Origin of the sequence: Haloarcula ordinaria, assembly GCF_029338275.1 — an archaeon.
Taxonomy (GTDB): Archaea; Halobacteriota; Halobacteria; order Halobacteriales; family Haloarculaceae; genus Haloarcula; species Haloarcula ordinaria.
This window is the reverse complement of the sequence record NZ_CP119789.1, coordinates 2,492,774-2,516,424: the sequence shown is the minus strand read 5'-3', so window position 1 is coordinate 2,516,424 and position 23,651 is coordinate 2,492,774. Positions and strand designations below refer to the sequence as shown.

General features: G+C 65.0%; 22 protein-coding genes and 1 tRNA gene. 8 read left to right on the top strand and 15 right to left on the bottom strand.

What is annotated here, in order from left to right:
* Positions 1 to 9: 9 nt before the first annotated feature.
* Together P1L41_RS13225 and P1L41_RS13220 are read right to left on the bottom strand one after the other, a co-directional pair.
* A complete protein-coding gene (locus P1L41_RS13225) occupies positions 10 to 1,308 on the bottom strand; it encodes a cobyrinic acid a,c-diamide synthase (protein ID WP_276296197.1) in 1,299 nt (432 codons plus the stop codon).
* Between the two features lie 13 nt (positions 1,309 to 1,321).
* Complete coding sequence (locus P1L41_RS13220; protein WP_276296196.1) at positions 1,322 to 2,356, bottom strand: nicotinate-nucleotide--dimethylbenzimidazole phosphoribosyltransferase; 1,035 nt, start codon at positions 2,354 to 2,356, stop codon at positions 1,322 to 1,324.
* 414 nt (positions 2,357 to 2,770) lie between these two features.
* Here P1L41_RS13220 and P1L41_RS13215 point away from each other — a divergent pair, with 414 nt between their 5' ends.
* Together P1L41_RS13215 and P1L41_RS13210 are read left to right on the top strand one after the other, a co-directional pair.
* Positions 2,771 to 3,262 (top strand): DUF4112 domain-containing protein, encoded by a 492-nt coding sequence (locus P1L41_RS13215; protein WP_276296195.1) that lies wholly within the window; start codon positions 2,771 to 2,773, stop codon positions 3,260 to 3,262.
* Positions 3,259 to 4,554 (top strand): hypothetical protein, encoded by a 1,296-nt coding sequence (locus P1L41_RS13210; protein WP_276296194.1) that lies wholly within the window; start codon positions 3,259 to 3,261, stop codon positions 4,552 to 4,554. Before P1L41_RS13215 ends, P1L41_RS13210 begins: the two co-directional genes overlap by 4 nt.
* Before the next feature lie 76 nt (positions 4,555 to 4,630).
* Here P1L41_RS13210 and P1L41_RS13205 read toward each other — a convergent pair whose 3' ends face one another.
* Positions 4,631 to 5,446: a hypothetical protein gene (locus P1L41_RS13205; protein ID WP_276296193.1), complete on the bottom strand. Its 816-nt coding sequence runs from the start codon at positions 5,444 to 5,446 to the stop codon at positions 4,631 to 4,633.
* Between the two features lie 125 nt (positions 5,447 to 5,571).
* Between P1L41_RS13205 and P1L41_RS13200 the strand changes: the two genes are divergently transcribed.
* Positions 5,572 to 5,796 (top strand): DUF7385 family protein, encoded by a 225-nt coding sequence (locus P1L41_RS13200; protein ID WP_276296192.1) that lies wholly within the window; start codon positions 5,572 to 5,574, stop codon positions 5,794 to 5,796.
* A gap of 241 nt (positions 5,797 to 6,037) precedes the next feature.
* Here the strand turns inward: P1L41_RS13200 and P1L41_RS13195 are convergent.
* Positions 6,038 to 6,121, bottom strand: a tRNA-Leu gene (locus P1L41_RS13195).
* Positions 6,122 to 6,207: 86 nt separating this feature from the next.
* On the opposite strand from P1L41_RS13195, the gene P1L41_RS13190 reads away from it, so the two are divergent.
* Complete coding sequence (locus tag P1L41_RS13190; protein WP_276296191.1) at positions 6,208 to 6,516, top strand: transcription initiation factor IIB family protein; 309 nt, start codon at positions 6,208 to 6,210, stop codon at positions 6,514 to 6,516.
* Here the strand turns inward: P1L41_RS13190 and P1L41_RS13185 are convergent, their stop codons facing one another.
* The 5 genes from P1L41_RS13185 to P1L41_RS13165 all read right to left on the bottom strand — a co-directional run bounded on the left by P1L41_RS13185 (position 6,517) and on the right by P1L41_RS13165 (position 10,670).
* A complete protein-coding gene (locus P1L41_RS13185; RefSeq protein ID WP_276296190.1) occupies positions 6,517 to 7,005 on the bottom strand; it encodes a phosphopantetheine adenylyltransferase in 489 nt (162 codons plus the stop codon). It lies immediately after the preceding gene.
* A gap of 116 nt (positions 7,006 to 7,121) precedes the next feature.
* On the bottom strand, positions 7,122 to 7,634 hold the full coding sequence (locus P1L41_RS13180) for a winged helix-turn-helix domain-containing protein (protein ID WP_276296189.1): 513 nt from the start codon (positions 7,632 to 7,634) through the stop codon (positions 7,122 to 7,124).
* Between the two features lie 441 nt (positions 7,635 to 8,075).
* A complete protein-coding gene (locus P1L41_RS13175) occupies positions 8,076 to 9,155 on the bottom strand; it encodes a glutamate--cysteine ligase (protein ID WP_276296188.1) in 1,080 nt (359 codons plus the stop codon).
* Positions 9,156 to 9,204: 49 nt separating this feature from the next.
* Complete coding sequence (locus P1L41_RS13170) at positions 9,205 to 9,837, bottom strand: fibrillarin-like rRNA/tRNA 2'-O-methyltransferase (protein WP_276296187.1); 633 nt, start codon at positions 9,835 to 9,837, stop codon at positions 9,205 to 9,207.
* On the bottom strand, positions 9,834 to 10,670 hold the full coding sequence (locus P1L41_RS13165) for an NOP5/NOP56 family protein (RefSeq protein WP_276296186.1): 837 nt from the start codon (positions 10,668 to 10,670) through the stop codon (positions 9,834 to 9,836). Before P1L41_RS13165 ends, P1L41_RS13170 begins: the two co-directional genes overlap by 4 nt.
* A 170-nt stretch (positions 10,671 to 10,840) precedes the next feature.
* Here P1L41_RS13165 and P1L41_RS13160 point away from each other — a divergent pair, with 170 nt between their 5' ends.
* Both P1L41_RS13160 and P1L41_RS13155 read left to right on the top strand, forming a co-directional pair.
* Positions 10,841 to 11,287, top strand: coding sequence for an Hsp20/alpha crystallin family protein (locus tag P1L41_RS13160; protein WP_276296185.1), 447 nt, complete (start codon positions 10,841 to 10,843; stop codon positions 11,285 to 11,287).
* 139 nt (positions 11,288 to 11,426) lie between these two features.
* Positions 11,427 to 13,412, top strand: coding sequence for an AMP-dependent synthetase/ligase (locus tag P1L41_RS13155; RefSeq protein ID WP_276296184.1), 1,986 nt, complete (start codon positions 11,427 to 11,429; stop codon positions 13,410 to 13,412).
* Between the two features lie 16 nt (positions 13,413 to 13,428).
* On the opposite strand, the gene P1L41_RS13150 is transcribed toward P1L41_RS13155, so the two are convergent.
* Genes P1L41_RS13150 through P1L41_RS13130 form a run of 5 tightly spaced genes read right to left on the bottom strand, consistent with a single transcriptional unit; the run spans position 13,429 to position 21,507 of the window.
* The gene (locus tag P1L41_RS13150; protein WP_276296183.1) at positions 13,429 to 13,815 is read right to left on the bottom strand and encodes a secondary thiamine-phosphate synthase enzyme YjbQ; all 387 of its coding nucleotides are present in this window, start codon (positions 13,813 to 13,815) and stop codon (positions 13,429 to 13,431) included.
* Positions 13,816 to 13,863: 48 nt separating this feature from the next.
* On the bottom strand, positions 13,864 to 15,855 hold the full coding sequence (locus tag P1L41_RS13145) for a SpoVR family protein (RefSeq protein ID WP_276296182.1): 1,992 nt from the start codon (positions 15,853 to 15,855) through the stop codon (positions 13,864 to 13,866).
* Positions 15,852 to 17,162, bottom strand: a complete 1,311-nt coding sequence (locus P1L41_RS13140) for a YeaH/YhbH family protein (protein WP_276296181.1) — start codon at positions 17,160 to 17,162, stop codon at positions 15,852 to 15,854. Before P1L41_RS13140 ends, P1L41_RS13145 begins: the two co-directional genes overlap by 4 nt.
* Positions 17,153 to 19,435: a PrkA family serine protein kinase gene (locus P1L41_RS13135; RefSeq protein ID WP_276296180.1), complete on the bottom strand. Its 2,283-nt coding sequence runs from the start codon at positions 19,433 to 19,435 to the stop codon at positions 17,153 to 17,155. The genes P1L41_RS13140 and P1L41_RS13135 overlap by 10 nt, the downstream gene beginning before the upstream one ends.
* Positions 19,435 to 21,507: a PrkA family serine protein kinase gene (locus P1L41_RS13130; protein WP_276296179.1), complete on the bottom strand. Its 2,073-nt coding sequence runs from the start codon at positions 21,505 to 21,507 to the stop codon at positions 19,435 to 19,437. The genes P1L41_RS13135 and P1L41_RS13130 overlap by 1 nt, the downstream gene beginning before the upstream one ends.
* Before the next feature lie 467 nt (positions 21,508 to 21,974).
* On the opposite strand from P1L41_RS13130, the gene P1L41_RS13125 reads away from it, so the two are divergent.
* On the top strand, positions 21,975 to 22,352 hold the full coding sequence (locus P1L41_RS13125; protein ID WP_276296178.1) for a DUF5820 family protein: 378 nt from the start codon (positions 21,975 to 21,977) through the stop codon (positions 22,350 to 22,352).
* Between the two features lie 32 nt (positions 22,353 to 22,384).
* Positions 22,385 to 22,834 carry a UPF0179 family protein gene (locus tag P1L41_RS13120; protein WP_276296177.1) on the top strand — a complete coding sequence of 150 codons (450 nt, stop codon included), beginning with the start codon at positions 22,385 to 22,387 and terminating at the stop codon, positions 22,832 to 22,834.
* 1 nt (position 22,835) lies between these two features.
* Here P1L41_RS13120 and P1L41_RS13115 read toward each other — a convergent pair whose 3' ends face one another.
* Positions 22,836 to 23,624 carry a M14 family metallopeptidase gene (locus P1L41_RS13115; RefSeq protein WP_276296176.1) on the bottom strand — a complete coding sequence of 263 codons (789 nt, stop codon included), beginning with the start codon at positions 23,622 to 23,624 and terminating at the stop codon, positions 22,836 to 22,838.
* Between the last annotated feature and the right edge of the window lie 27 nt (positions 23,625 to 23,651).

Below are 23,651 nucleotides of genomic sequence, written 5' to 3'. Positions count from 1 at the left end.
CGTGCGTTGTTATTCCGAACCTGACAGTAACGAATCGACGGCGCCGCTCGCCCCGTGGGCGTGGCAGTAGGTCCCGAGCGTTCGGTACTCGAACAGGCCGTCGTGGGTGCCATCGATACCGTCGCCACGGACAACGTCGAAGGCGAACGTCGCGTCCGACGCGACCGAGGCCGAGGAGTAGTGGAACTCGTGGCCCCTGCGTGTCGCTCCGCACGCCGCGACCGGCGAGTCCCGCGTGGCGGTCAGTTCGACGTGGTCCAGTGCCTGGTACCGGTCGTGCATCTCGACGTCGGCGGGGAGCACGCCGGCCATCTCGTACCGGTCGCCGTCGCTCGTAGTGAGCGACTCGGACAGCGCCATCAGCCCGCCGCACTCCCCGTAGATGGGGCAGCCGTCAGCTGCACGCGCCGCGATGTCTGGCAGCGTCTCCGAGGCTTCGAGCGCTGCAGCGTGCAGTTCCGGGTAGCCGCCCGGGAGATACACCGCGTCACTCTCCGGGACCGGGTCGCCGGCCAACGGCGAGAACGTCTCGACGGTGCCCCGCTCCCGCAGTCGCTCGACGGTGCTCGGATAGACGAAACAGAAGGCAGCGTCCCTCGCGACGGCCACGGTCCGCCCTGTCTCCCCGGTCTCCAGCGGTGCTGGACGGTCCGGTTTCCGGGCGAGCGAGACGAGCCCGTCGACGTCGAGGTGTGCGGCGGCGTCAGACAATGCATCGGGGTCGAGCGGGTGCTCGGTGCCCATCTCCAGGCCGAGGTGTCTGTCTGGAATCTCCAGGGCCGGCATCGGTGGGACCCGGCCGAGATAGGCCATCTCCTCGGGGATGGCGTCCTCGATACCCGTCTCGTGCCGGCCGCCGTGGGCTCGCTGTGCGACGACGCCAGCGACGTCGATGTCGCGTCCGACCCGGGCGGCGTACTCCCGGAACCCGAGTGCCGTGGCGCCGACGCTCTGCATCCCGGCGCTGGCGTCGACGACGAGAACGACCGGCAGGTCCAGCACGTCGGCGACGCGTGCCGTCGAGCACACCGACCCGTCGTACAGGCCCATCATCCCCTCGACGACGCAGACGTCGCCCTCGCCGCGCCAGTATGTCCGGCGCGTCCCGTCCTCGCCGGAGAGCCACGGGTCCAGCGAGCGAGAGGGCTTCCCGGCGACCGCTGCGTGGTGGCTCGGGTCGATGAAGTCCGGACCGGCTTTCGCCGGCTGTGGGTCGTAGCCAGCCTCGTCCAGCGCCGTGAGCGTCGCGAGCGTCGCGACAGTCTTGCCGACGCTCGAAGCGGTCCCGGCCAGGACGACGCCCTTCACGACGCGCTCCCCCTCATCGATGCTCCTCGTCAGCGACAGGCGTCTCGACCAGGTCGTCGTACACCGTGGCGAACCGGTCCCGAACGTCGGCCATCGGAACCCCGGCCCGGTCGGCCAGTGCCAGTGCCCCGCCCATCCCGACGCCCTCCTTGGCCTCGCCGGCCACGAATCGGTCCATCGCCACGTGGTCGGCCCCCTCGAATCCGGGGTCGGTGACGGTCAGGTCCAGCGACAGCGCGTCTGCATCCGACCGGAGTGCGGCCGTCTGGTCATCGGCGACGTAGCTCGTCGTCGCTAGACCGAGCCGCCCCTCGTACCCCCCGTGGCGGACCAGCGCCGCGACGGCCAGTTGCTGGCTCCCGCCCGCGAGCGTCACCGCGGTGTCGGTCTCGACGGCTCCTGCCGTGAGTCCAGCGAGCGTCGCGAGCACGGGATCGCCCATCCGCCGCAGCGCCCGTTTCGGTTCGCCGGCGGCGTCGCCGGGCGCCATCGAACTCGCGGCGAGCCCCTGGCTGACGGCGCGTTCTTTCTGTTCGATGGGGTTCTCGGGCAGCGACGACGACACCATCGACGTCTCCCCCAGCGCCCGCAGCACCCCGAGGGCGGTGGTCGTCCCACCGGGGACCGACTCCGCGAGCCAGAGCTCGTCGGCCGGCAGCCGGTGCCCGAACTGCCGGGCCGCCTCGAACGCCCCGTACGCGGTCGGCACCGGGTCTTGCTCCCCGATATCCTTCCCCGGTCGCGCACCGACCGTAATCGTCGGCGCGCCGGTCCGCTCGGCCAGGCCGCCGTCGACCACGGCGAGGTCGAACCCGAGCACCTCCCGGACTGCCCGTGTGACTAATGCTGGCGTCGGACACCCACTGGGGCTGACCGGGACCGTCTCGGTCCTGACCGGTCGACCGTAGGTGACCAGCTCCGCGTCCGCCGCGGGCGTCGTCGCCATCAGGTCCGGGTCGGCACCCGCGGCGCTGATTCCCTCTCGCTGGGCCGTCTCCGTCGTGCCGGCGACGAGGACGAATCTGATACCGTCGGAGCCACTGTGCATATCAGAGTGAGTTACTGCAAACGAACTTGAACACATCGGTGCCGTCCGACCAGCGGTGTTCAGGACACTGCTGTATATCCGGAAATTCCGTTCGCATTGTAGCAATCAAGGGGACAGCAGACCTACTCTACCCTGGACAGCTCTCCGATACCCTTCGAAGTAGACAGCTCATTGCACCGGTACAAGGGACAAACGTTTCTCCTACATCTCTCTGAACCAGCGAATCATTTGACGGTGGTACCGCCGTTCTGATCCGACTATCCGGGCGTCTCGGTACAGAGTGCGGGTCCCGAGAAACACGTCGTTTCAGAACGGATGGCAGCCACACTAACGTGACATTCAGTAATACTTTCTAGCACTTGAAGTATTGCAGATAGTCTAGGAATTTATGTGCGTAGCCTAAGCAAATAGCATATGTCCCAGGCAAAAGCGACACAAAGTGGTACAGAGACGGTCTCGTCGCTTGAATCCGAGCTGGACCAGGCGCTCTCGATCGGGGAGCGACTGGACGAGTTGGAGAATCGGGCCGTGTGGCTCGATGCGGAGTTCACGATTCCGGGAACGAACATCCAGATCGGTGTTTCTTCCATCGTCGGCGCCCTCCCGGGCGCGGGCGACGGGGTGATGATGCTGATCGCTGCATCTATCGTCTACCACGGCTTCCGACTGGGTGCGCCGACGAAGACGCTCGTCTGGATGTACATCGTGCTGCTGGTCGAGGGGGTCATCAGTATTATCCCGCTTTTGGGCGACTTCATCGGCGCCTACTGGTCGGCGAATATCCAGAACGTCGGCTACCTCCGGGAGCACAGTGAGACACTCGATGGGTCGACAAACTGGTGGTTCCTCGTAGCCACATCCTCACCGTTCATCCTCTTCGTCCTGCTGGTGGTGAGTCTCCTGTGACGACACACGAGACGCCGTGTTACTATCGAGTCGGACCCAGGCAATCTGACTCCCCTGCCATCGAGGACTGTGTCGAAGGTCGGCTTCGCCTCACCGAAGAGGGGCTCGTCCTCGGGACGGATGCGACGTCGTCCGACGGCAGCTACACCGACCGTATCGACAAGCACTCCAACTCAGCGATTCGGCGCTTGTTCGGCGGCCACTTCGACCCACAGCTGTTCAGTTTCGACGACCTCCCCACAGACCGGACGATTGCAGTCCCGCTCACGTCGATTCAGGACGTCCAATTCCTGACCTGGGACGGGAGCCACCTCCGCGGGGCCGACCAGACGCACGGTATCCTGGTCCAGACAACGGCGTTCGGTGGCGACGCGTTGCTGATTCAGCTGGGCCACGGCGACCGGAACCGGGGCAGTGGTACGAAGCGGCACAGACTCTTCGCACAGACACTCGATGCGCTGCTGGCGCAGTCCAGTCCCGACAGAAGCGCCGCGGGCAACGGATCAGTAGCGGCGGGCACTGAGACCGTAGACGCGTCCGAGAACTCTCAGGTGGACTGGTTGGATGCACCGACGGCGGAGACCACGCTTGTCGCACGGAACACGTCCGACGAGACAGTGACCGCGCATATCGGGTATCGAGAAGACGAGGTGGTCGGCGGGACGTACGACGTCGAGCTCGACGGCAACTCGACGAGGGAGTGGGACGGACTCTCCGCTGACAACACCATCGAAGTCGGTGCCGCACTGGGCCCGCGGCGAACGACTGCGAGGCGATTCGAGGTGGACGGCCTCGCGTCTACCGACCTCGTGGTCGAGATCACACCGGAAGAGATTGCCGTTCAGCCCGGAGATGGCGAGACAGTCGAATCAACACCAGCATCGAACCAGCGCTCACAGCAAGCGCGTTCGACGCCCCAGTCCAGCCCCACAACTGAAGCGGCATCCCAACCACCGACCGGGACTCAGGCAGCAACGAATCCCGGTGGCGCTGCCAGCACGTCGTCAGTCGACCCTCACGAGACTTCTCCCACCGAGACGGAGGACTCGTCCGAAGGGGGCGTACTGAAACCGTTGCTGGTCATCGTGGCCGGTATCGGTATCGGTGTCTTCGGGAGTGCGCTGGTCTCTCTCGGGGTGGACTTGCTGATTCGCGCATCCTCCGGTCCGACCAACTCTCCAGGGTTGATCGGCTTTCTCGAAATCCTTCCAATGATTTTCACTGCACTCAACCTCGTCGGGCTACTCGTGGTCCTATACGGTATCTACAAGCTGATTGGAGCCCTCCGATAACTGGGTCCTAACCATCGCTTCCGTATTTGTCTAAACGCGAATCGGCAGCGTTATGCGTCTCAATTAGACGACTACGTCACCGTGTCGGGTACTCTGAAATCGAGATGTCCTGACCAGTGAACTCCACCTGGATATCGTGGGGCGATCCGGTGTCCGACGAAAACGCTTCGAGCGCTCCGCCGCCGTCGGCATTCACACCTACCTCGAACACCTCGGCGACGGGAATCGCCGTCAGTTCTTCACGCTCCCCGGCAGCCACCGCGAACTTGTCCGTGAAAACCGTCTCCTCTCGGGTTCGAATCCCGACCGATCCATGGACCGAAGATTCTGACCGGTTGACCAGCGTGAGCGTATCGTCGAAGTCGATCGCATCGGCCAGCCAGTCGGCCGGTACTTCTCTCCCGGCTGTCGTCGGTTGTGGGGTGGTCTCTGTGGATGGCTGTGGAGACGTCGTTCCGTTGTTATCGAGTGTCTCCGCCGTGGTCTCTGGGTTGGATTCAGCAGTGGACGGTTCGTCCGACGCCAGCTGATACTGACTCGGGTTCATCGGGATAACCCAGACACGCTGTGCGGCGTCGCCCTCGTACGGTTCTACGTTTCCGGCGTTGAGATGCCGATAGTGGATGAAGCCCTCGATTGCAAGTATAGCCAAATACGTGCCTGCAGAGAACGGGATGAAAACCAGGTTCGCGATGGTCCGAATCGTGTTGTGTCGCTTCATCGCATCCCAGACAGCGAACAGGAACCCATACCTGTCAGGAGTTGTCGACGACGAGTCGTCGGCCTGGGTGGCCCCACACGCCGGACACAGGTCTGCGGATGTCTCGATGCGCTGACCGCAATCACCGCAGACCTTTCGAGCTGATGGATTCTGCGTCCCTGATTGTGACATTTCGTACATCTCACGACGAAAGATACTAAAACATTTTGTACACTTACAGGTCTAATTTATCTCTCAGGTAACACTAGCACCCGCTCCGGCGTGTGTTTTATACTCCATGCTTACGGCGTTCTACTATGGACGATTTCGACGAACTCGTCTCCTCGCTGACACCTCGTGAGGACAACGAGGCAATCAGGTCCTACCAGAACACGACCGCCGTCGCCTGTCCGGCCTGCGAGCAACCGTTCGACGACATGGTCGTCTGCAAGCAGGACCTCACCTCCCTCGAGATGGACTTCGAGATGGACCTCTGTACGGGTATCCACGACGACTCGGTGATTCTGTTCACACACCGGTGAGGTGCCGGGTAAGACTGTTGGGGGCCGGATTTGAACTCGCTGGTGAGATGCACGTCGTTCGCCTCGCGTAGTTCAAATCTGCTCGTTACGATTTATAGACTGCCCACTTCCGCCCGCGGTCAGTAAGAATGCGCGGGACCGGATTTGAACCGGAGGGAGACGTGCTCACTTCGTTGCGCGCGACTCCCAGAGTTCAAATCCGCTGGCGCAGACACGTCTCTCACGTCCGTTCGAGACGGTATGCGCGGGACCGGATTTGAACCGGCGGACCCCTACGGGATAGCGTCCTAAGCGCTACGCCTTTTCCTGGCTCGGCAACCCGCGCGCACTCCGGAGTTTCCGCGACGGAATCAAGAACCCTTCGCTTGCTGGCGACGAAGGTTTACGTAGGGTGCTGTCCAATCGTCGTTCATGTACCGCGCGAGCGACCGGGTAGAACACGCGGAGTGGCTGTCCGACATCGAACGGGCGGCCGACAGTCTCGGGCTGGGGACGACGGCCCGGTCGCACGCGGTCGACCTCTTCCTCTCGACGATTCCCGACGAGGACCGTTCGAAACGGGCGACGATGGCCGCGAGCGTCTACGTTGGGGCCTTGCTGGCGAGCGAAGAGCGGTCGCAGTCGGCGGTCGCCGAGGCCACTGGCGTCTCGCGGTTGACGATACAGCAACGCTGGAAGGGCCTGCTCGAGAGCGCCGGGCTCGAAGCGCCGGAGTGGTAGTTACGAGGGCGTCTCGCGGCCTTCGCGCTCGGGCGTGACGTTGCCGTGCTGGTCGATTTCGCCCTTGACGATACGAGTCGAAGAGATGACGTCGCCGTCGTCGGCCAGGACGTGGTCCACGACGACGATATCCAGTGACTGGTGGCCCCGCTCCTCACGGATCTCGTTGATTCGCTTCCCGCCCGTCTCCGTCTCGGGCGAGACGACGAGCGCGTCGAACTCCGGTTCCGTCGCGATGCCGGTCGGTTCGACGAGTTCGCGGATCTCCCACTCCCGGTCGTGGGCGTCGGCGAAGGTGGCGAGTTCCGCGGCGAGCTCCGAGCGGCGTTCCTCGAAGGACCGGATGTGACGCTGGTCGTGGCGTGTCTTCGGGGCGAGGTCGTCGCTGGTGAGGCCGACCGTCACGTTCCCGAGTTCGAACGCTCGCTCGAAGAGGGCCCGGTGACCGTCGTGGATGGGGTCGAAGGTCCCGCCCAGCGCGACTTCCATACTCCGGGCATTGGCGGGGTTGGATTTAGTGGTATCGACTTCCTCAATCTCTGTGACGGACTCCCACGAGGAACGTCGTCGGACCGGTGAGACCGCTTGGAGAACAGATTCGACGGCTACTCCTCGTCCTCGTCTTCGGCCTCGTCGACGTCCGCTGCGTCCTGCACCGAGATGGTGACTGGTTCGCTATCGGTGTCGAGTTCGTCGGGCCCGCCGCCGAGGTGGTCGTCCAGGTTGAAGACGGTGTTCAGCTCCGTCTGGACGTCGCCGACGATGGTGTTTACGAGCTCGCTTGGCGCGATTGCGCTGTACTCGTAGGGGTTGTTGCCCGCACCGTCGCTCTCGCGTTTGGTCCGCGTCACCTTCCCCTCCTCGTGGAGCTCGGCGAGCGCCTCCCTGACCGTACTGGGGTAGAGGCCGGTCCCGTCAGCCACCTCCTCACTCGTGCTCCTGGGGTGCTGTCGCAGGTGGACGTAGATGCGCGCTCGCGTCTCGGTGTCGAGCACCCACGAGAGCAGGTCGACGATTCCCTCGTCGAACTGCTCGACCGCGCGGTCGGCCTCCTGTTCGAGCCGGTCCCGTACATCACCGCTATCCGGAAGTTCCTCGTCTGGGTCGTCGTCGGACATGCGTTGTCTCTGTAAGGACGGAAGCGGTGTCGAGATAAAAATGCTTGCCTCCTGCCCCTCCGAGTGAGGCTCCCAAGCCCGACCGACAGCCGCGTCGGGTCGGCGACGCCCGGTCGAATTTGCTCAAGAAGCACCACATATAAAAGCAGCCGATTTACGGGCCCCACTATCGTCCGTGAAACTGTCCCTCGGGTATTACTTCACTGTACGTGGTACATCAGCGCGTCGAACGACTCGACTACGAATCACTTTCGTTCGTCCGCTGGCCATCCGGTCACCATATCGGTGGAGGGAGGCCGGAAGATTCGGAGGCCGGCGACACCCCGGGTACGACTCGGAGTGGGGGTAACTGGTGGCATCCGAAGCCAGACGCGCTGTCCGTTTTCCGCCGCACGCCCGGCCACTGTTCGTTCGATGGCTCCCGAAAGCGGTGCGACCGGACTACTGGCCGATTCTGACGGCCTCGCATACCGGCTCGATGCCGTCCGCTCGGAGGCGTCGCTGCCTGACCGCACCGCTCTCCTGGTCGAACACCGACTGGAGGCCGTCGACGTCAAGGCGGTCACACTCCGCGGCGACCAGGTCGCCGACGGGCGCCGTATCCGTCCCGTCCGGCGTGAGCAACGACGCGGACTGGCCGTGTCGAATCGCGCGCCACTTGCTCTCGGCTAAGAACTCGCGACGGATTTCGGTTCCCGACTCGCCGTCCTCGTAGCGTGCCGCGTAGTCCGTCACGAGCGCGTGGACGTACTCGACGAACGCGAGGACTCGCTCCGGGTCCGGCTGGCCGTCGGGCGCGCGGACCTCCACGGTCCCGTGGCCCGAGTGCGGCCGCACGTCGAACCAGAGCTCGCCCCGGTCGTCGATGCTCCCGGTCTGTATCATCCGGCGCTCGTAGCGCTCGAATGCGTCGTAGTCCTCGAAGGCTGTCGGCATCCCGGTGTTCGGGAGCCCCTCGAAGATCTTCGCCCGGGCCGACTGGAGGCCGGTGTCGAACCCGTTCCAGAACGGCGAGTTCGCGGAGACGGCGAGCAGCAGCGGGACGTGCCAGCGGAGTTCGTTGGCTATCCAGACGGCCTTGTCCGGGTCGTCGACGCCCACGTGGACGTGCAGGCCCGCTGTGGTGTTCCGGTGCTGTGGGTACTTGATGCGGTCGAGTTGCGCACGATACCGCGGTTTCTCGGCGTGTTCGAGCTCGCGCCACTTCGCCGCGGGATGCAGGCCGGCCGCGGCGATGCCGAACCCGTGCCGACGGGCGTGGTCGACCAGCGCCTCCCGAACCGACAGCAACTGCTCGCGGGCGTCTTCGGGTCGCTCGATGAGCGGCGTCTGGGTCTCGATGATGCACTTGAACAGCTCGTGGTCGAGTCGGTCCTCGAGGAGGGCCGGCGGGTCGCTCTCGTAGACGAGTTCGTCAGTCCCGGACGTCGGCCGTCCGTACTCGTCGACCACGTAGAACTCCTCTTCGATACCGAGCGTCCCCATCCGCGTGAAGTTCTCGGCGGACCCCGTCTCGTCCATCGAGTCGTGCATCGCAAGCGACGTGCTAAAGCCTTCCGTCACCGGCCGGTTACTCGTCTCGCGGCGTCGCCACCACGCCGAGGTGGTCGGCGTGGTACGGGTCGAGTCTCGCCGTCTCGAGCACCTCGTACGACTGCTCGAGGTCCGAGCGCACGCGTTCGAACACCGTTTCGGGGTCGGCCGTCACGTCTTCGCTTCGCGCCTTGATGGCCGCCAACAACCGGCCGTCCCCGGACAGGAACTGCTCGTTGAGGTTCGCGACGCGCCCCTGTCCGCGGGTCGCGACGTCCTGGACGACGACGTCGACCGGTTCGACGACGTGGGCGTAGGTTTCCGGCTTCCGGGCGTCTTTCAGCAGCGGAAAGAGCCGCTGGCGGCTCTCGGCGGCGGTCAGCAGATCGCGCATCGGACGGGGCGCGAACTCCACGGCGTACGTCGGCCCGCAGAAGTCGGCGACGTGGCTCGCCGTCGTCCCCGCCGCGGCGCCCAGATAGAGGACCGTCTCCCCGCCCGAGAGTCCCGTGTCCATCCCCAGTTCGAGCATCGCCCCGAGTTTCGACCGGTGTGGGTCCCAACGTCGCCACGGGTCGTCGGTCCGCTCGCCGTAGACGGGGTCTCCCTGGGTGGCGATGCTGGTCTCGCCGTCGAACTCGTGTCGCTCGACGCCCGTCGGGAGCGTCACGCGTCCTCACCCCCACGCGACTGGATGGTCTCGATACGCTCTTCGAGCTCTTCGGCGAGCTCCGGGCGTCGGTCACCGCTGTAGTGGTCGATTCGCGCGGCGATGCTGAGTTTCCCCGCGAACGCCCGCGACGCCGACCCGCGGTCCGCCGGCCGTGTCCCCCTGACGTACTCGTGGGTGTAGATGATGCCGTGCTTCGGTGACGGCGCGCCGCCCTGGAGGTGGGCGAACAGGGCGTCTTCGGCCCCGAGCAGCTGAACGGTCCCGCTGGGTTTCTTCGCGAGTGCCTCGAGGCCGCCGGCGAGCGAGACGAGGCGTGCCGCCAGCACCGGACCAGCGAGCATCGAGAGGTTCGGCGCGACGGCCGGCGCGGTCCGTTCGATGTACGCTCTGAGTGCGTCCGCCTCGTCGGCGACTGCGACGGTCTGTTTGGCCAGCGAGCGGAGTGCCTGGTCGGCGTCCTCGGCGTCCGTTCGGGCCGCGACCGCCCGCGCGTACTCGATGCCACTCCCGGACTCACCGTACCGGCTCCCCGCCCACTCGGCGACCCGCTCGGCGAGTTCGTTCGCGGTCTGCTCGCAGTCGGCCATCGCGCGGACCGCGTGGACGAGCTGCTTGTCGTCAGCACCCTCCCGCTCGCGGACGGCCGCCGTTGCGGCGGCCGTGGTCGCAGCCTTGAGCCGGTCGTAGTAGGCTGTCTCGTCGTCGACGAACCCGGCTTCGACTGCCTGTGCGGGCCACGCTTCAGGACCGTCGGCGCGCCCGCTCCGGACACGCTCTGCAGCAGTCGTCACGTCGTCGGGGTCCACGCCGACGAACCACCCGTCTGTCATACACTCCGCTTGCCGGCGGCCCGCGAAAAAGGGTCCGGTCGGATGTCGAGCGCCGACAGACCTGTAGCCCAATGCCCACACACGTACCTCGCCGTCCACCGATGGACTGGCCTGCTGCTAGCACAGGTGACTACTACTTTATATTTTCAAACAGCCATCAGTACGGTGTTATGGGAACCCGAAGATACCCCTTCGACAGCATGGAACAGCTCTTCGACCAGATGCGCCGCGAGATGTTCGGCGGCTGGGACGAGGTGCGAAGCGACTGGGACGAGATGCGGCGTGACTGGGACCGGCCCGCACTCGCGGCCGACGCCTGGGACGCGGGCATCAGCATCGACGAGACCGACTCGGGCTTCGTCGTGCTGGCCGACATCCCCGGGTTCGAGCGCGACGAACTCTCGCTGCGGCTCCACGACGACCTGCTGGTCATCCGTGGCGAACACGAGGTCGGCGACGAGTACGAGTCGCGCCGACGGACCGTCCACGAGCGCATTTCGCTCCCGGCCAGTCCTGACCCCGAGGACGTGCACGCGAGTTACCGCAACGGCGTGCTCGAGGTCGAGTTCTTCGTCGAGAACAGTTCCGACGAGGGCACTGACATCGACATCGAGTGAACTGACCGGACCAATGCGGCTGTGAAGCGGGGTGTGGTAGGACACCGTTCGAACTGAGGCGGTTCTGCGGAAACGATTCGAAACGGAGTAGCCGTTAACTTCCCTTATATATTTGACTCGGCAGCTTGTATCGGTGTCTATGTCAGGCGACGACTCGCGACCGGCGTGGCGCGACGCCGAAGAAGGGTACACCGACGACGTCATCGGAACCAACACGATTGGCGAGTTGTTCGCCGAGACCGCACAGCGTAACGCCGACCGGCCCGCCCAGATGTACAAGGGCGGCGTCTACGACCGGACGCTGGGCGAGGACGTCATCTCGACGGCCCCACCGGGCGGGTACGCGACTATTTCCTACGAGCGAATGCACGATATCGTCAAGCACCTCGCCGCTGGGTTCCGGGACCTCGGGATGGAGCCCGACGACCGGGTCGGGCTGTTCGCCAACACCCGGATGGAGTGGGCGCTCTGTGACTTCGGCGTGCTCTCGGCCGGTGGCGTCGTCACGACGGTGTACAGCGAGTCCTCCTCCAACCAGGTCCAGTACCTGCTCGACGACCCGGACGCCGACGCCGTCGTGGTCGAGAACGAGGAGCTGCTCCGCCGAGTCCTCGAGGTCGAAGACGACCTCTCACTGTCGTTCATCGTGGTGATGGACGACACCGACGTCGACCGGGAGGACGTATACTCGCTCGCCGCCGTCCACGACCGAGGGAGAGATGCGTTCGACGAGGCAGCCTACGAGTCCTGGCTCGACCAGCGCGACCCAGAGGACCTCGCGAGTCTCATCTACACTTCGGGGACGACGGGACGACCGAAGGGCGTCGAACTGACTCACGAGAACTTCCGCTCGAACGTCAACCAGGCGCGCAAACGCCTCGGCCCGCGGCCGGACAAGCATCCGGACCTCGCGAGCGTCGAGCCCGGAACCCGTTCCATCTCGTTCCTGCCGCTGGCACACGTCTTCGAGCGACTCGCCGGGCACTTCTTCATGTTCGCGTCGGGCGCGACTGTCGGGTACGTCGAGAACCCGGACACGCTCGCCGACGATATCCAGCAGATACAGCCCCACATGGGCGCGAGCGTCCCACGGGTCTACGAGCGCATCTTCGACTCGATGCGCACTCAGGCCGCCGAATCATCGGTGAAGGAACGCATCTTCGAGTGGGCCATGGACGTGGCGCGCGAGCGTACTCGGACCGAGGACCCAGGGCTCGTCCTCGGTCTCAAGCACGCCATCGCCGACCGACTGGTCTACAGCACCGTCAAGGAGAACCTCGGCGGCGAACTGGAGTTCATGGTCAGCGGCGGCGGGACCCTCTCGAAGCGACTCTGCGAGACGTTCCTGGGCATGGACCTCACGATAATCGAGGGGTACGGGCTCACGGAGACGTCGCCCATCCTCACCATCAACCCGCCCGAGGACGTCCGACCCGGGACGCTCGGCGCGCCCGTCGTAGACGTCGACGTCCACATCGACGAGAGCGTCGTCGACGCCGAGCAGTTCGACGACGTCGAGGGTCGGCTTGGCGAACTGCTCGTCGACGGGCCAAACGTCACCCGTGGGTACTGGAAACAGCCCGGCGCGACCGAGCGCGCCTTCACGGAAATCGACGGCAAACAGTGGTTCCGCACCGGCGACATCGTCGAGCACACCGACGACGACTTCCTCGTCTACCACGACCGCATCAAGGAGGTGCTCGTCCTCTCGACCGGGAAGAACGTCGCCCCGCAACCCATCGAGGAACGCTTCGCGACAAGCGACCGGGTCGAACAGATAATGGTCGTCGGCGACGACCAGAAGTTCATCGGCGCGCTGGTCGTTCCGAACTTCGAGAACCTCGAGCGCTGGGCGGACCGCGAGGGCATCGACCTGCCGGCGGACGATTACGCACGCTGTGCCGACGACCGCGTCCGTACGTGGGTCGGGGAGGCCATCGACGCGGAAAACGAGGCCTTGGAGAAGGTCGAGCGCATCAAGCAGTTCGCACTCGTGCCGGAGGAGTGGACGGCCGAGAACGACCTCCTGACGCCGTCGATGAAGAAGAAGCGGCGCAACATCCGGACCGAGTTCGAGGCCAAACTCCGGGAGATATACGGCGACGACTACGCCACGCGGGACTGACCCGTCTCCGCGCCGGTCACCAGCAGACGTCGATAGCGCGTTCTCGCGGGCCGTCACAGTCGACCAGTAACACGGACTGCCAGGTCCCGAGGTCGAGGTCGCCGTCCATCACGGGTATCGTCTCGCTCGGGCCGACGAGCATCGCCCGGACGTGCGAGTCGGCGTTGCCGTCGAGGGAATCGTGCTCCCACCCCTCGTCGGCGACGATGTCAGAGAGCGCTGTCTCGAAATCGTCGAGCAGTCGGGACTCCGCCTCGTTGACGGTGATACCGGTTGTCGTGTGCCTGGCGAACACGGTGCAGGTCCCCTGAAGGTCCGGCGGGACGGCGTTCTGTACCTTCTCGGTGATGTCGACGACAGAGAGTCGTCGGTCCGTCGAGACCAGGATGCGTTCGCTTCCCATACCAACAGCTCGACCCACACTGCCGAAAGCGTCACGCCCGTCTCCGACTCAGAGCCACTCCTCCGGTTTGGTGTTGTAGTCGATGTCCGTCGCGGCGAGATGCTCGACCGCCGCCCAGTCCACGTCGTTGACGACGACGTTCTCGCCGTCGTACTCGATGCGCTTGCCGACCTCCCTGGGTTCGGGTTCGCGGTCACGCCGCCTGGCCACTTCCACGTCGTGGTCGTCGAACTCCTTGACGATTGTCAGCAGGCTCACCGGTCGTCCCCAGAGCTCGAACACCCGCTTGAGGACGTCGATGGCCTTGCTGGTGTTCAGCATGACGCCGTTGTACTGGTGGGCGAGGAGCAGCTCGTTGCGGTTGCGGTAGTTGCCGTCCTCGACCACGATGGTCGGCTTGCCGAAGTTGGTGAACTGCAGCATCAGCTTCTTCTTGACGTCCTCGTGGTCGGTCGAGGTGACGCGGTAGTCGCCGGACGCGTGGGTGTACTCGTAGGTGAAGTAGTCGTTGTCGTCGACGAACTCCTGGGTCAGAAACTCGTCCAGGAAGGTCACGTCGTTGTGACTCTCGCGGATCTCTCGCATCCGCTCCCAGCCGCGGGTGTAGTCGACGTCTTCGAGCGCCGCCTCGATAGAGTCGTACCGCGCGTCGTCGAACATGTACCGCGAGAGGCGTTCCAGTTCGGACTTCCCGATACGCGAGAGGAAGCCCCGGAACTGCGGCTTGAGCAGCGAGTAGTGGCGCTGGGCCATCCCGTCGTAGGTCAGTACCTTCCAGGGATACGACTCCACGTCGAATTCGCCCGCGCGGGCGGCAGCCAGCGCGTCCGCGTCGACCCGCGGGTCCTCGGGGTCGATGTCGTCGAGGTGGCCGACGACGTCGGTCACCCACGCCGGGGGTTCGAGCAGCGACTGCACTTCGCCGAAGTCGACGACGTCGGTGAAGTTCCGCCAGGACACTCCGTCGACTCTGAGGAGCCGCTCGACGACCTCCCGCCGGTTCTCGGTGTTCTCGACGTACTCCCAGAGTTCGAGGCCGAGCTTGTACGGGTTGAGCCCCGGCGACCCGAGCACCTGGGCCATGTGGTCGGCGTAGAGGACGAACTCGTCGTCGCCGGCGAACCGCTCGCCGGTCATCATCAGCGACTCCCAGTACGCCGCCCAGCCCTCGTTCATGACCTTCGTCATCTTCTGGGGGGCGAAGTAGTACGCTTCGCGGCGCAACAGTTCGAGCAGGTCCTTCTGCCAGTCGGTCATCTCGACGGCCCGTTCGGCGCTCTCGTCGTACTGCTTGCCGTGCTTGCGCAGGAATCCGAGGACGTCTTTCTCCGGTTCGGCCGGGAACGTGACGTTCTCGCCGTCGTCGGCCTGGGCCTCCAGCCACTCCTCGTCGAAGACCTGTCGCTTCACCTCCTCCGAGAGGTCGAGGTTCTCGAGCTGGTCTTCGGGGTCGACGCCCTCTATCTCCTCGAGGCGCTCTTCGACGGTCTCGACGGGGCTGTAGGGCTCGTGCTGGTCGATGTTGTCCTCCAGACAGAGGACGTGGTCGATGAACTGCTCGACGTCGCCGCGAGCGATGTCCGGGTCCTGCATGTACTCCCGGATGGTCTCGCCGTGTCGGGCCAGCATCCCGGCGGCGTCGGGGTTGTCCGCGAAGAGGCCGAACCACTCGTTGTTGGCGAAGAAGTCGCCGTGGGCCTCGACGTGGGTGATGACGGCCTTCTGGTCGGCCAGGGTGTTCGACTCCTGGAGGAAGGCGTGTGCGGGGTCGTCGTTGTTGACGATCTCGAAGGCCTTCCCGCCGAGGAACTGGCTCTGTTTCTGCTGGCGGTCGTACTGCATCCCCCAGCGCCAGTGCGGGTACCGGTTCTGGAACCCGCCGTAGGCGATGAGCTCGTTCATCTCGTCGTAGTCGACGATCCAGTAGTTCACCGGGTACGGCGAGAGGCCGAGCTTCCGGGCGAGGTTGCCCGCTTCGGCCACGGGTTCCTCGAGGTTCGCTGCGATGCGTTGTTTGGCGAATCTATCGTCGGTGCTCATTTGTCCTCCGTGCTGAGAATCTCGTAGATGGCGTCGATGACGTCCTCCGGCGACGTGACGTACGCCACCGCGACGTTGTCGGTGTCGCGGAAGTTCCGTTCGACCTCCTCTGCGTGCGTCGCGTTGATGGCGTTCCCGCTGGGCTGGGTCTCCACGTAGGCGTGGAGGTTCGCCGGAATCTGCTCCATGAGCGGGATCACCCGTTCTCCGGTGTCGTTCGAGGAGTTCTCGCTGTCACCGGCGGCGAACACGTAGCGGTTCCACTCGCTCCACGGGTACTCGGATTCGAGCACCTCCGCGGCGAGTTCGTAGGCGCTGGAGATGCGCGTCCCACCGCCCGAGCGGATGCCGAAGAACTCCTCGCGGTCGACCTCCCAGGCGTCGGCGTCGTGGGCGATGTAGACGAACTCCGCGTTGTCGTACTTCCCGGTGAGATACCAGTCCAGCGGTGTGAACGTCCGCTCGACGAGCTCGCGCTTCTTCTGGCGCATCGACCCGGAGACGTCGCGGATGTTGACGACGACCACGTTCTTCTCCCGTTCCTCGACGATTTCGGGGTAGCGGTAGCGCTCGTCCTCACGGCGGAACGGAATCTGCTCGATTCCGTCCCGGCGGATCCGCGTCGGCGTATCGACCTTCTCGACGTTAGCCTCCATCTCCTCGATGGAAGCCCACGTCGACTTCTCGTCGCCGTCGAGCTCGTCGTAGGCGTCGTCTATCCAGGCCTTCGAGACGGGCATGTGTCGCTCGCGAGCCCACTCGAACACCGTCGCCGGCCCCCAGCCTTCGACTTTCAGCGCCTCGCGGACGTACTCCTCGTCGAAGTCCATCGCGAGTTTGCGCTTCAGTCCCTGCTTGAACAGGCGCTCGAAGTCGAGCGTGCTGGACGGACCGGTCCGGGTGATGTCGGTGAAGTCGCCCTCCGTCTCCTCTAAGACCTTCTTCCCCTTCGGTTCCAGGTCGAGGCCGAGCTGCTCGTCGAGCTCCTGGGCGAACTCCTCGGGGTCCATCTCGTAGTATTCGTGCTCGCCACCCTCCTCGCCGGGTTCCCCGTCCTCGTCGCCGTCGCCCGGCTGAGGCTGTGGCTGGCCGACCGGGTCCCCCGGCTCTGCCCCTTCGCCCTGGCCGACCCCGCCCTTGTCCCGCTGGTCGTACTCGAAGCTGGGGAGGTCGATGATTTTGATGGGGATTCGGACGCTGTCGCCACGGGACTGGCCAAGGTCGCCGTACTGGATGAACTCCGCTAAGTCCTGGCGGCGCTCCTCACCGACTTCGCGGTACCGTTCGAGGTCGTCTTTCAGTCCCATCGGTAGCTCACCTGTTTCATGACGTGTCGGCTGGTCAGTTCGGCCGACGCGGGGCTGTAGTCGTACATCTCGACCATGTTCTCCGTCGCCTTCTGCTTGAGGCGGGCCGTCTGCGTGCCGGACGGTGGGTTGTCCCACTGTCGTGGGTCGAAGTCCTCGTAGGTCCGTCGGACGTCGTCCCAGTCGTGGCTGCCGAGGACGGTCTTGATGACCGGAATCTCCTTCGGGTTGACATCGCTGACGCGGAACTCCTCGTCGCGGCGCTGCCACGCGTGGCGGTTCAGCGCGGTGATTATCTTGTCCGTCCGGAACGACCGAACGGCCTCGTCCGGGTCGTTGCCGCTGTAGTTCGACTCGTCGAACCGGCCGAGGTGCTCTATCTCGAACACCTTCATCTTCAGCGGGTCGGGGTCGACGAACTCGCCGCGGTCGTTCGTAATCTGGTCGTCGGACTCCCAGGCGTAGACGTGCTCGATGTACTCCTCGACGGTGGCCTCGTCGACCCGCTTGTCCCGCATCAGTGCGTCGAGGACGTCCCGTTCCTGTTCGCTGAATATCTCGTTTTTCACCTGGACGACGCGCTCCTCGTACTCGCCGGCCTCGCCGGCCGAGAACACCGGCGCGTCGTCGAGGCCGTCCGCGACGGCGTTCAGCACGTCACGGGGCATGATGACGTGTTCGACGGGCAAGTCGGGGTGATGGCGGTCCTGCGTCTCGTGGAGCAGGTCTGCGATGACGTCTCGCACGTAGGTGACTGGGATGCCGTGCTCCCCGTCGTCGTCCGTCGGTTGGAGGTCGAAGTCCTCGATGTCCAGCCGCTCGTCGCCCTCCATCAGGTACCCCCGGTCGAACAGCAGCGCCTTGTCGACCAGGTCGAGGCCGTTGGGTAGCTGGGCCGTATCCAGCCGCGAGACGACGGCGTACAGCGCTGCCGCCTCGACGGCGTGAGGCGCCAGCTCCTTCTCTGTCACCGTGTCCAGGTCGCTGCGGACCGTAATCGTCAGCGGCTCCTGAATCCGGTCTTCGAGATCCTCCCAGGACCTCGGGTCCCAGACGGTCGTCTCGTTGGTCAGCTCCCGCCGGAGCAGCTGGGCCTCCAGCGAGACGTTCGTCAGGTAGGTGAACTCGTGCTTGTCGAGCCGTCGTTTCAGCGCTTTCAGCGGGTCCTGCCCCTCGCGCTCGGCGTGCTGGTTGAGCTGGGCTTCGAGGTCGGGGTTCGAGATGATGACGAGTTGCGTGTCGATGTCCATTCCGATGCCCTTGTCGAGTTTGACCCGGCTCTCGTCGGGGACGTTCAGCAGTTTCTGGAGCAGGTCGGCGTGCTGGGCTGCGTCCTCGACGATGGTCAGCAGGCCGTTGCCCTGCGAGAGGACGCCGTCGTAACTGAACGCCTGGGGGTTCTTCCGGCCCCTGGAGTCCAGCTCGCGGAGCATCCCGTGCATCCACGAGCCGACGAGGCGCTCCTTGGGGGTCCCCTCGTCCTCCGAGTGGAGGATGCCGATTCCGCGACCGACGTCGACGACGAAGTTCTTCACACGGAGGTGCTTCGGGTCGGTCACCGAGGAGAACAGGTTCCTGACGCCCTGTCGGCGGTACTGCTCCTCGATGTAGTCGTAGGCCTCCCGCGAGAAGGGGTCCAGTTGCCCGTCGACGCGGACTTCGATGTGGTCGTCGAGCCGCTCGTTCACCCGGTCGAGTATCTCGCGTCGCACGTCTTCGGGGAACACGGTCAGGGGGTGGACCTGTACCGGACTCTCGTACCAGTCGTCCTCGTCCTCGACGGTCTGGCTGCCGTAGGTCAGGCCCGGGTCGTCCTCGCCCGCGCCGGCGACGTTCCACTCCACGGTGTAGCGCCGGCCGGCTGGCGTCTTCGAGAACTCACGCAGCCCGTTGATGAGACACCGTTTGAGCTCGGACTTGCCAGTCGCCGTGGGGCCTTCGAGCCAGATTATCTTCTCGTCTTTCCCGCGGCCGGCGGCGATTGAGCGCAGGTCGTCGACGAACCGGTTCAGCACCTCGGTGTTCCCGAGGATGGCGTGTTCGCCGTCGTTGTGCGGGTCATCGAAGAAGCGGTAGCGCTGTTTCTCGTCGCCCTCCTCGATGACCGTCCGCGTCCCGGCGTCCTCGATAGCCGCGAGCAGGTACTTCGACGCGTGGGAGGCTATCTCGGGCTCCTCGAGGACCGTGTCGACGTACTCGCCGAGGCTCATCGGGGCCTCGTAGGTCCGGTCCAGCGATTCGTCCGCCCGTCCGATGAACTCCTCACCCGACATTACTCTTCCATCTCACTCTTTGCGACCTCGGCACCGGCGAACTCTAACACCTCCTTTGCGCCCTCTTCGCCGTAGCCCTGCTCGATGAGCGCGTCGATCCACTTGTTGCGCTCGTCGTCGTCCATCTCCGAGCTCGACACCAGCGCCGAGAAGTTGATGTTGTGCTTCTTGTCCTCCCAGAGCTTGCGTTCGAGCGCACGGCGCAGGCGGTCGTTGTCCTGCGGGTTGAACGTGTCGCCCTCGCGGGCGCGCCGGGAGACCCAGTTCGAGACCTCCTGTCGGAAGTCGTCCTTGCGGTCCTCGGGGAGGTTGAGCTTCTCCTCGACCGACCGGAGGAACTGCTCGTCGGGTTCCTGCTCCCTGCCCGTGAGCTCGTCCTCGACGGTGGCGTCGTCGATGTAGGCCATCACGTGGTCCATGTACTTCTCGCCCTGGCGCTGGATCTCGTCCATGTCGTAGGCCAGCGCGTGGCGGACGTCCTCGATGGCCCGCTCCTTGTACTCCTCGCGGACGAGTTCGAGGTAGCGGTAGTACTCGTCGAACATCTCCTCGTCGATGGAGCCGTGGTTCTCCAGGTTGCCCTCGAGGTGGTTGAACGTCGTCAGCGGCGAGAGGAACTGCCGGTCGCGGTGCATCGAGTCCATGATGGCTTCGGCGATCTCGTCGCCGATGAACCGCGGAGAGACGCCGTCCATCCCCTCGCCGATGTCCGCCCGCTGGTCGGCCTCCTCGCGGAGCTTCTTCACGTCGACGTCGTCGGCCTCGTCGATCTCGCCGTTGTAGGCCTTGGCCTTCTGCACGAGGTCGATCGACTTCGTGTCCGGTTCCTCGATGCGGGTCAGCACGCCGAACAGGCCGGCCATCTCGAGGGTGTGTGGCTCGACTTTGATGTCCGGAAGGTCGGCGTTGCGGAGCATCTTCCGGTAGATGCGGGCCTCCTCCTCGTACTGGAGGACGTAGGGGAAGTCGATGCGCTTCGTGCGGTCGTTGAACGCCTCCATCTTCTCGTCGCCCTTCTTGTCCCGGTACTCGGGCATGTTCGTCCGGCCGACGATGACCTGGTCGATGTCGATGCGGGGGTTGTTCTTCGGCTTGATGGTCTGTTCCTGGCTGGCGTGCAGGAAGTCGTAGAGGAACTCCCGCTGGAGCTTCAGCAGCTCCTCGCCGGAGAACAGGCCGCGGTTGGCGTTACAGAACGCCCCGGAGTAGTCGAAGGCCCGGGGGTCCGACTCGCCGTAGATGGCGATCTTCGAGTAGTTGACGTCGCCGGTCAGCTCCGTCTCGTCCTGGTTCTTCTTGTCCTTCGGTTCGAACGTCTCGATACCCTGGCGCTGGTTCTCGTCGGCGACGAACCGGATGATCTCGACGTGGTTCTCGAGGACGGCCTGCAGGTCGTCGTCGTAGTGAGCCAGCAGGTTGTCCATGTAGAACTCGGAGGCGGGGTCGAGCGCCTGCTCGTTGCGGATGGTGTAGGGAGCGTCGAGTTCCTCGTTGATATCGTCGATGACGCGGTCGCGTTGTTCCTGTGGGAGGAGGACGATGGGGTCCTGGTTCATGGGTGACCGGACCACGTCGTCGGCCGGGTCCTGGTCGTGGATGACGTCGCCGAGGTTCGTCCACCGGAAGGTGTACATCCGTCCCTCGTCGCGGCGTGTGTAGTCCTCGAAGTACCGGCGCAGCTGGCGGTCGAAGTCGGACTTGCCCGACCCGACCGGGCCCAGCAGGAGCTTGATACGTTTCTCGGGCCCGAGGCCGCGGGCGCCGGACTTGACCTTGTTGACGAACTCGTGGATGGCCTCGTGGATGACGCGGCCGTAGAACGTGTTCTCGCCGTCGTTGAGCGGGTCCTCGCTCGCGAGTTCGTACTCGACGACACCGGCGTCCTCGTCGTACGACGTCCCGTAGAAGTCGAACATGTCCGCGACGCGCTGGTGGGCGTTCCGGCCGATCCGCGGCTCCTCGTAGAGCTGGTCGAGATACCAGTCGAACGTGTGTGTCGTCCGGAGGTCCGCCGGTATCGAATCACGGTACTCCCTGCTCAGCGCTTCGAGTGTCTCTTTGTTCTTGCTCATGCTATCGTCGTAGGTTGGTCTCGAAACAGCACGCTGTGGTGTTCGACCACGGAACGAGGCGGGCGGGGCCCGCGAGGTGTGTCGGTTGCAGTCCTGGCCCGGCGTCTATCGACCGCTCTGCGCGTGCTTGCCAGCGGCCGACGACCGACCCGGGGCAGTGGGTCGGCAGTAGTACGAATCCTTGCCATGTCTGACTCCCGAGCGGGGTAGGACGGTTGCCCGGGACGGTAGCGGGGACAGTGCGGGACTGCTTCCGATACTATTTATTGTTTGAGGGCTTCAGGCATATGAGCCTTTTCCCCATCCCCCTTAAGTTCCGTCTTTTTACAGACAGATATGCAGTTGAAATACACCGACAGCGCGGCGATGGTATGCCAACACCTCCCAAGACATCACGGCGTTACTTATATACCCGTCTTCCGGATGCGACCGCGGCCTTCATGTTTCCCGGACCAGAGGGGTCCGATATGGGACTGGACTCGCTGGCCGACGACTGGACGGTGTGGACCGAGAGCGCCGAGAAGCTCGTGCTCGCGTACCGTCCGGACGTCTTCGACAGCCACGCGTTCCCAGCGCCGTGTCTGCCGACCATCTACCTCACCCGGGGCCGGCGGACCCGCCGGCCCGGTGCGGACCGCACTGGCGACGACTGGTTCGTGACGCTCTACCTGGAACCCGACGTCGACGCGAGCGCCGACCGGTACGACGACCGGGACAGCGCCGTCGCGGGGGCCGTGGACCTCGCGAACCGGTTCGCGACCGGCGAGTTCGACTACCGGGCGCTCTATCAGGTGCCCCGTCCGGAGTACCTCGACGAACTCGACGAGCGCACCGGCCGGTCCTGACCCTTAACTGCCGCCGCGGAGTAGACACGGCTATGTCAACTGTCACGCTCGTCGGCACCCGCCTCGCAGAGGTGGGCGAGGAGTTCGTCTACCACGGAGAGGCCAGCGGTTGTGCTGGCTGTCCGTACCGCACGCAGTGTCTCAACCTCACGCCCGGTCGCCGGTACCGCATCTCCGACGTCCGCGAGAACGGCCAGACGCTCGACTGCGCGGTCCACGAGGGCGGCGTCCGGGCCGTCGAGGTCGAGGCCGCGCCGATACGCGCCAACGTCCCGACGAAGGGCGCGTTCGCCGGCAGCAAGGCATCGCTCGCCGGCCCCTGTCCCCACACCGAGTGCCCGAGTCACCCCTACTGTGAACCGGCCGGTGCCGAGTTCGACTCGGAGTACCGCATCGAGACCATCGTCGGTGACCCGCCACACGACTACTGCATGCTGGACCGCGACCTGACGATGGTGGAGTTCGAGGCGCCGGAGGAGTGACTCAGTCCAGGACGCCGACCTTCGCACCCCGATAGCCGAACACGTCCTCGTAGCCCTCCGGCGAGAGCAAGACCGGATGGAACGGCTCTTCGGCGACGACCGGCTCGCCGTCGACAGCGGCGAACTCCTCGCCGGCGTCGACGCGTTCGAAGTTCCGGACGAACACCTCGTAGCGGTCGGCGGTCGACTTCGGGATCGGGTCGCCCAGCTGGAAGACGGGCAGCGACGCGTTCCGAATCGTCGCGACCGTGTCTGTCACGCCCAATGCGTCGAGGAACTCGCGGATTACCTGTTCGGCGTTCGCCGCGGCTTCCTCCGACCCCTGGTAGCCACACTCGACCTCGATTGCCTCCGGCGCCACCGAGAAGAGTCGTCCCTCGTTGTTCCCCTTCGTCCGGACGATGGCGTCGACGGACAGCTTCGGGATGACCTCCCGTGCCAGCGGCGTCACCTCGTCGACGAGCGCGAACATGTCGTCGTACGACTGCGTGGAGTGCAAGGAGAGCACCGTGCAGTCACGTATCTCCGCCGCGAGTTCGGCGGCGAGGCGCACTTCGCGGACGTCGCTGTCCGGGTCACCCGGGAAGATTCGGTTCACGTCGACGTCGACGTAGCGGCGGTTCGCCGCCAGCGCCTCCTCGTTGACCACGATGAACTTCACCGGCCGATTCACTGTCGGGGGGTCGGCGAGCACGGCCTCGATGCCGTCGCGACCACACGGTTCGTCGCCGTGGATACTCCCGACTATCGCGATATCCGGCTCGCCATCACCCAGCTGCTCGACTCGCATCTACCGTCCGTTGGGAAGCCAGCCTTT